The organism is Kitasatospora sp. NPDC127060, from assembly GCF_042724935.1.
GTDB lineage: Bacteria > Actinomycetota > Actinomycetes > Streptomycetales > Streptomycetaceae > Kitasatospora.
In genome coordinates, this window is sequence record NZ_JBHXEG010000157.1 from 1 (window position 1) to 7,345 (window position 7,345).

Annotated in this window: 3 protein-coding genes and 1 pseudogene; 2 read left to right on the forward strand and 2 right to left on the reverse strand. The window is 74.9% G+C overall.

Annotation, left to right across the window (positions count from 1 at the left end; translation table 11 throughout):
- Nucleotides 1–122: 122 nt before the first annotated feature.
- Together ACFWIS_RS40130 and ACFWIS_RS40135 are read right to left on the reverse strand one after the other, a co-directional pair.
- Nucleotides 123–2,402 (reverse strand): sigma-70 family RNA polymerase sigma factor, encoded by a 2,280-nt coding sequence (locus ACFWIS_RS40130; RefSeq protein WP_380463838.1) that lies wholly within the window; start codon nucleotides 2,400–2,402, stop codon nucleotides 123–125.
- A gap of 394 nt (nucleotides 2,403–2,796) precedes the next feature.
- The gene (locus ACFWIS_RS40135) at nucleotides 2,797–3,669 is read right to left on the reverse strand and encodes a TetR/AcrR family transcriptional regulator (protein WP_380463836.1); all 873 of its coding nucleotides are present in this window, start codon (nucleotides 3,667–3,669) and stop codon (nucleotides 2,797–2,799) included.
- A gap of 539 nt (nucleotides 3,670–4,208) precedes the next feature.
- On the opposite strand from ACFWIS_RS40135, the gene ACFWIS_RS40140 reads away from it, so the two are divergent.
- The gene (locus tag ACFWIS_RS40140) at nucleotides 4,209–5,582 is read left to right on the forward strand and encodes an NAD(P)/FAD-dependent oxidoreductase (RefSeq protein WP_380463840.1); all 1,374 of its coding nucleotides are present in this window, start codon (nucleotides 4,209–4,211) and stop codon (nucleotides 5,580–5,582) included.
- A 215-nt stretch (nucleotides 5,583–5,797) separates the two neighbouring features.
- A pseudogene (locus tag ACFWIS_RS40145) lies at nucleotides 5,798–7,099 on the forward strand (SpoIIE family protein phosphatase); the annotation flags it as partial.
- Between the last annotated feature and the right edge of the window lie 246 nt (nucleotides 7,100–7,345).

The window sequence follows — 7,345 nt, forward strand, 5'->3', positions numbered from 1 at the left end:
GCTCCGAGACGGCACCCTCTACGAAACCCGCACCCCCGAAACCGTGCCCGCATGACCCGCGCAGCCTTGACGAAGGACATAGAGGCACCCCCCGGGACGGGCCCCGAGCCGTGTCCGGACGGTCAGGTGCACCTGAACCGGGCCTGCGCCCAGTCCGCGACGTTCAGCGCCGACCAGATCCCGTGCGCGGGTGTGACCACCAGCCGGATGGACTTCTGCCCGGCGAGCGGTACGTGGACCGGCACCGCGTCGTCGCCTGCGGCGAGGGTCCGGGAGCGCCACAGGGTGCTGCCGTCGCCGCCCTGGACGGTGAAGACCACCCCGCCGGGGCCCAGGGTGGCGTCGTCGACCCCGGCGACGGCGTCGAAGGAGGTACAGCTGCGGTTGAGGTCGATCAGCGTGGTCGCCGGGGCGTGCACGGTGATGGCGTGGGGGTGGTAGTCGCCGCCGATCCAGCCCCCGTCGCGCTGCCAGAACCGGTCGCTGCCCTTCTGCCGGATGCTCGGCCCCTCGGGCGGCACCCGGTTGTTGCCGGGCTTGACCACGGGCAGCGAGTCGCCCCAGAAGTCGCTGGGCGCGGGCGGGGTGGGCGTGACGATCGGCGTCGGCACCGGCGGCAGGGTGGGCGTCGGGACGTCGGGCACGTCCGGGGTCGGCACCGGCGGCAGGGTCGGGGCCGGTACGGCGGGCAGCTCGGGGGTGGGTTCGACGGGTGGGGCGGGCGGTTCGCTCCGCGGGGCCCGGGTGGCCGCCGGGGGTGGGCTCGGCTTCGCACTGGGCTTCGGGCTCGGGCTGGGGCTGCTGCTCGGGCTGGGCGCGGGCGGCTCCGGGGCGGCGCTGCTGGGTGCGGGCGCGGGTGCGGGTGCGGCCGTGGGGGCTGCGGGCACGGGGGCCACCGGGGCGGGCGTGACCGGAGCGGTGGTGGCCGGGGGAGCGGCGGCGGGCGGCTTGGGTTCGGGCGAGCCGGTGAGGGCGTACGCGGCCACGGCGGCGGCGGCCACCGCGACGGCGGCGGCGATCCCGGCCTTGGCGGCGGTGCCCAGCCCCTCGCCGGCCGCGGCAGCGGCCGTACTCCCGCCGGAAGCACCGGAAGCACCGGAAGCCCCGGCGGCACCGGCCGCACCGGAAGCCCCGGCCGCACCGGAAGCGCCGGAGGACCCGGCCGCGGCCGCCGTCCCCGCCGCGGCCGCACCGCCGACCGCGGCGACCCCGCCCACGGCGGCCGCGGCGGCGCTGAACCCGCCGACCCCGATCCAGACCAGTACGCCGCCGGGCAGCAGCGCGCGCAGACCGGTGTTGATCTCGGTGAGTTCCAGGCAGGCCGCCGTGCAGCGGTCGCACTCCTTGAGGTGCCGTCCGACCTCGGCCGAGGCCCGCTTGCGCAGCGAGCCGCGCGCGTACGCCCCGAGCCGGTTGGCGTAGGACTCGCAGGTGCTGTCCTGGCTGCCGGAGACGTGGGCCTGGAGGAAGCCGGCGGCCAGCCGGTCACGGGCCCGGTGGGCCTGGACGGCGGTGGCGTTGGCGGTCTTGCCGAGCATCACGGCGACGGTCTTGGGCGATTCCTGCTCGACCTCGGTGTGCCAGAGCACGACCCGGTCGTCCTCGGGCAGTTCGGCGTAGGCCTGCATGACCATGCGCTGGTCGGCCATCGCCATCGCCCAGGCGTCGGCGCCGGGGTCGCCGAGGTCGAAGTCGACCACGGCGGCCGAGCTCTGGGCGAACACCCCGAAGTCGTCGACGAGTTGTTCGCGCCGTTCGCTGCGGGTCCAGGCGGCGGCGACGTTGCGCACGGCGGTCAGCAGGTAGGCGCGGACGGCGAACTCCGGCCCCTTGCCCGCCTTGAGGGCCTGCAGGGTGCGGGCGAAGACCTCGCCGGCGAGGTCCTCGGCGGTGAAGCTGTCCCGGCAGCAGGTGCGCGCGTAGCGGCGGACGGAGTCGACGTGCCGGAGGTAGATCTCCTCGTACGCGGTGTCGTCACCGGCCCGGACCCGGGCGGTCAACTCGGCGTCGGAGGGCGGCCGCTCGCCGTCCACCGGGTCGGCGGGGGCGGGCACGGTGGGCCGGGCGGACCGGCGGTCGCCGACGAACGCCTCGGGGGCGACCCCGCCGCGGCCGGCGGGGGCCTGGCCGGGCACCCGGCCGGACGGCAGGGCGGCGGAGGCGGAGAGCGACTCGCGACTGGGCATCCCGGCCTGGTCGGGGACGTGTCCGGCACCGGGACCGCCGGTGCCGCCCGAACCGGTGCCGCCCGAACCGGCGGCGGAACCCGAACCGCCTGCGGCGCCCGGTACTTGGGCGGAGCCGGCACCGCCGGGGCCCGCGGCGGACCCTCCGGCCGTACTACCGGAGAGGCCCCCGAAGTCGAGGCCGTACCCGTAGTCGTTCTGTTCCTCGGCGCTCACAACGGACCCCAGATTCCACGACAGCCCCCGTAGTGTGGCAGGGCGCGCGGGAGTGCGTAGGCGCACGGTTCCCCGAGGTACGGCGCCGACGGCGCGCGAAGGGCGCGCATCGGGACATTGGCTCCAACCACGGGCAAAGGATGGCATAGCGCAGGGACCCGCGGTAGCCGGACCGGCCGGTACCCACTCTTCCGAGGGGCCGTCGCGGATGTGTTCGCCCAGCGTGTGGCGCGAGGTCGCACGACGTCCGCACCCCGGCGCGCGTACCCTGATCGCGCGCCGGTGTCCCGCCCAACTCCCCGTGTCCGTCGGGCGCGTCGCCCGTGCCTGGTCCGACGCGTCCGCCGCTGCCCCCCTCCACCAGGATGTCCCGGCGGCGGGCCGAGCCGAGCGGTCAGCGTGACCGCAGACCGTCCAGCAGTATCTGCAGCAGCCGGTCCGACGGCCCGGCGGCCGGTTGACCGTCCGGCTGCGGACCAACCGCCGTGAAACCGGCCGCCGTCGGCGCCGTGACCGAGGGCCGCGCCGCGTGCACCGGCACCGACGCGGTCAGTACCAGCACCACGTCCGAAACCGTGACCCCCGGCCGCAGCTCGCCCGCCGCACCGGCCCGCGCCACCAGGGCGGCCAACAGCTGCAGCAGCAGCCGCGGATCGGCGTCCGCCGACGACGGTTCGGCCACCGCCCCGGCGCGCGCCTCCTCACCCCGCAGGTCGAAGCGCACGGCCGCCGGCACCTCCGCCGCCCGCTGTTCGGGCACCCGGCCCAGCTCCTCCGCGTACTGGAACGCCTCCGGCGGCAGCAGCCGCCCGGCCCCGGTGCCGACCGCCCGGGCCAGGTACCCGGCCAGGGCGTCCCAGGCGCCGTCGCCGCCGTACAGCGACTCCCGTGCCTGCGCGGTCAGCCAGGCCACCTCCTCGGCGGCGATCCGCTGGACCAGCACCTCCTTGCTCGGAAACCGCCGGTAGACGGTGCCGACGCCGACCCCGGCCCGGCGTGCGACCTCCTCCATCGGAGCGCCGTAGCCGAACTCGCCGAACACCTCCCGAGCCGCGCGCAGCACGCTCTCCAGGTTCCGCCGGGCGTCGACCCGCAGCCGGGCCCCGGGGACCGGCGCCACCGCCTGAGGAGGATCCGCCCGGTACGGGACGGCCGCGTACGCCATCCCGCCCTGGGGCAGGTCCAGCGGGCCGCGCTGCTCCGGCACCATGCCCTGTCCGGCGTGCGGTGTGCCCGCCCGTCCCAATGCCTGCTTCTGCTCCATCATCCCAACTCTCCCCCGCAGGCGTCCGAAACCGGACCCTGTCGTCGCCCGCCCCTGCACCCCCCGGTGCAGCTCGGCCCGGCAGAAATGACCAGATGACCCATCGCTCTGTGCCGCCCGTCCCGTTCAGGTGACCACGGTCGTGCCGCCGGGCCGCCTTGGCGCCCGGCTCGGCGCGTCGGCACCGCCTGGGGCCTCGTCCGGGAACTACCCTTCCCCGGATGACTCTCCCCCAGTCGGGTTGTCGAGCCAACGCTGGAACTGGCCGTAGTGGCCGCTCCACGGTGCGTCGTCGCCGGTTGTCATGGCGGTGGCCGCTCCGGCACACAATCCGACCATAGTTCACGGCTCTTCGCGGCCGAAAGTGCGTCAGAAAGTCGCCCAGCACGCACAACTGGTCACGACTGCCACTTCCGTCCCAACCAGCCCCGTACGGACTGTGGACAAGACCACCTCCGCCGGTCCTTCATAGGGGGGCGTGATGGGGGGACACCCCCGGCCGCGAGGCCGGGACGAAACGTCACATCGGCAGGAGGTGCACCATCAGGATCCTGATCGCCGGCGGCGGCTGCGCCGGGATGGCCACCGCGCTCCACCTCCAGCGTGGCCTGCGGGAGCAGCTGCGACGCGGTGAAGTGGAGATCACCGTCGTCGAACCCCAGTCGTACTCCACCTACCACCCGCTGCTGGCCGAGGTCGCGGCCGGCTCGATCGACCCGCGGCACGTGGTCGTCCCGCTGCGCCGGGCCCTGCCGCACTGCCGGGTGCTCACCGCCCGGGTCACCCGGATCGAGCACTCCGCCCGCCGCGCCCTGGCCGACGCCGCGGGCCCCGGCGAGACCCCGGCACCGCTCGAACTCCCTTACGACGTCCTGGTGGTGGCCCCCGGCTCGGTCTCCCGCACCGCGCCGGTGCCCGGGCTGGCCGAGTACGGGCACGGCTTCTCCACCGTCGCCGAGGCGGTGCACCTGCGCAACCACGTGCTGGAACAGCTCGACCTCGCCTCCGCCACCCGCGACCCGGCCCTGCGGCAGTCCGCGCTCACCTTCGTCTTCGTCGGCGCCGGCTACGCGGGCGTCGGCGCGCTCGCCGAGCTGGAGGACATGGTCCGGACCGCCGTACGGAGTTACCACAACGTCCGCGCCGAGGACCTGCGCTGGGTGCTGGTCGAGGCGACGGACCGGATCCTGGCCGAGGAGTCGCCCGAGCTCGCCGAGCACACCCTCGGCCAACTGCGCGAGCGCGGCGTCGACATCAGGCTGCGTACCACCCTGGCGTCCGCCGCCGGCGGGGTCGCCGCGCTCTCCGACGGCAGCCGCTTCGGCGCCCGCACCCTGGTCTGGACGGCAGGTGTCCGGCCTGCACCGATGCTGCGCGACACCGACCTGCCGCTGGACACCGCCGGCCGGGTCCGCTGTCTGGCCACCCTCCAGGCCGTCGGCCCGGACGGCCGCGCCCTGCCCGGGGTGTGGGCGGCCGGGGACTGCGCCGCCGTACCCGATCCGAACGCGGACGGCGCTCCCTGCGCGCCCAACGCCCAGCACGCCTTCGCCCAGGCCGAACTGCTCGCCCGCAACATCGCGCTGGCCCTGGCCGGCGGGCCGCACGCACCGGGGCTGGTCGAGTACCGGCCCGGCCCGGCCGCCTGCTCGACCTCGCTCGGTCTGCACCGGGCCGTCGCCCACACCCGGGGCGGCGGCCGACTCACCGGGCGGCGGGCGTGGTGGCTGCACCGGGCCCGGCACCTACGGCGGCTGCCGAGCACGGAGCGCCGGGTGCGGGTGCTGGTGGACTGGGTGCTGGGCGGGGTGTTCTCCCGCGAGGTGGTCTCGCTGGGGGCGATGGAGCACCCGCGCTCAGCCTTCGAGGGCGGTTTCGACTCCGGGCCCGGCCGGCCCGGTCAGCGGCCCGGTTAGGGGCCGGGTGGCGGGCCGGGTGGCCGTTCCGAGGGCCGGTCGGAACGGCGGACGGAACGGCGGACGGAACGCCGATCCGACGGCCACGCCGGGCGGGCGACTTCCGGAACCGGGCCTCCGCCTGACAGGATCAGCCCGAACTGGTCATTACCCCGTGTGCCGCTGTGTACACAAAAAGTGATGATATGCCTGGAAAACGAGGAAGCGGCCGTCGTTTGAACCTCATGCGCTGGAGCGCCCGGCTCACCGGAGTCCCTTGGCGTGCCGCCCCGTCCAGCGGGGCCGGCACCGACGAGGGCACGCCCTCCACCGACGGCGTCGTCGTGCCCAGCCCCCGGGACCCCACTGGCCCCGCCCACAGCGCCGAGTTCCTCGACCCGCACAAACCCCAGAACCTGCGTGAGGTCCTCAACCGCATCCCCGCCCCGGTCGCGGTCACCTACGGCCCGCTGCACCAACTCGGCTACGCCAACCGCGCCTACCGCGAACTCTTCGGCGAGCGCCCCACCGGCCTGCCGGCGGGCGAGGCGCTCCCTGAGCTCGGCACCATGGGCGTCCTGCCCCTGATGGACCAGGTCATCCGCGGCGGCCGGCCCCGCAGCGTCAAGGCCCGCTGCATCCTCGGCCTCACCGGCAACCGCTACTACAACGTCTCCTGCGTCCCGCTCGGCCCCGGCGACACCGGTGACACCCCCGCAGAGGGCCCGCCCGCCGGAGTACTGATCTTCGCCGCCGAGGTCACCGACCAGGTCCTCGCCGCCGCCCGCCTGCGCGAAGCCGAACGCCGCCAGCGCGAGGCCGCCGTCACCCTCCAGCGCAGCCTGCTCCCGCAGAAGCTCGACCAGCCCGCCGACCTCCGGGTCGCCGCCACCTACCAGCCGGGCGGCGCCGAGGCCGCGGTCGGCGGCGACTGGTACGACGTCATCGCCATCGACGGCGGACGCACGGCACTCGTCATCGGCGACGTCATGGGCCGGGGCCTGCGCGCCGCCGCCGTGATGGGCCAGCTGCGCACCGCCGTCCGGGCCTACGCCCGGCTCGACCTGCCCCCGCACGAGGTGATGTGCCTGCTCGACGGCCTCGCCATGGAGATCGACGCCAACCAGATCGCCACCTGCACCTACGCCGTCTGGGACCCGCAGCACCGCACCCTCACCTACGCCTCGGCCGGCCACCTCCCGATGCTGCTGCGCTGCCCCGACGGAACCATCCTGCGCAGCGAGGAACAGAACGGCCCCCCGCTCGGCACCGGCGGCGGCCTGCACGTGTCCCACACCCTGCGCCTGCTCCCCGGTACGACCGGCGTCCTCTATACGGACGGCCTGGTCGAACGCCGTGACGAGGACATCGACCAGGGCCTCGACCTCCTGGCCCGCACCCTCACCGGCGCGATCGGCGCCCCCGAGGTGATCTGCGCCCGGCTGCTCCGGGCGATGGGCGTCACCTCGGAGCACGACGACGACGTGGCCGTCCTGGCCTTCCAGCTACCCGCGGACGAGGGCACCGAGAATTCGCTTGCCGTGCTTGACTCGGCCACTCCAGAGGTCTAGTGTTCTTCGAGTTGCCTGGCAGGGAGCACCGGACACGCATCAGCGCGGACGGTCCCGGGGCAGCCAATCCCTTGAAACACACTTCCGGTTCGTGCCGGTCGTTTCGCTTTGCGCGGCTCGGCCTGGTGCTTATTCGGCGTGCGCTTTTTATCGGATTGCGGCTGGATTCGCTTTTCGGAGCGGGGATCGGCTAGAGTTTGAAACGTCGGACAG

Excerpts from the sequence above, each read along its gene's own strand:
- ACFWIS_RS40135 (WP_380463836.1), bottom strand. The coding sequence starts at position 3,669 with ATGATGGAGCAGAAGCAGGCATTGGGACGGGCGGGCACACCGCACGCC.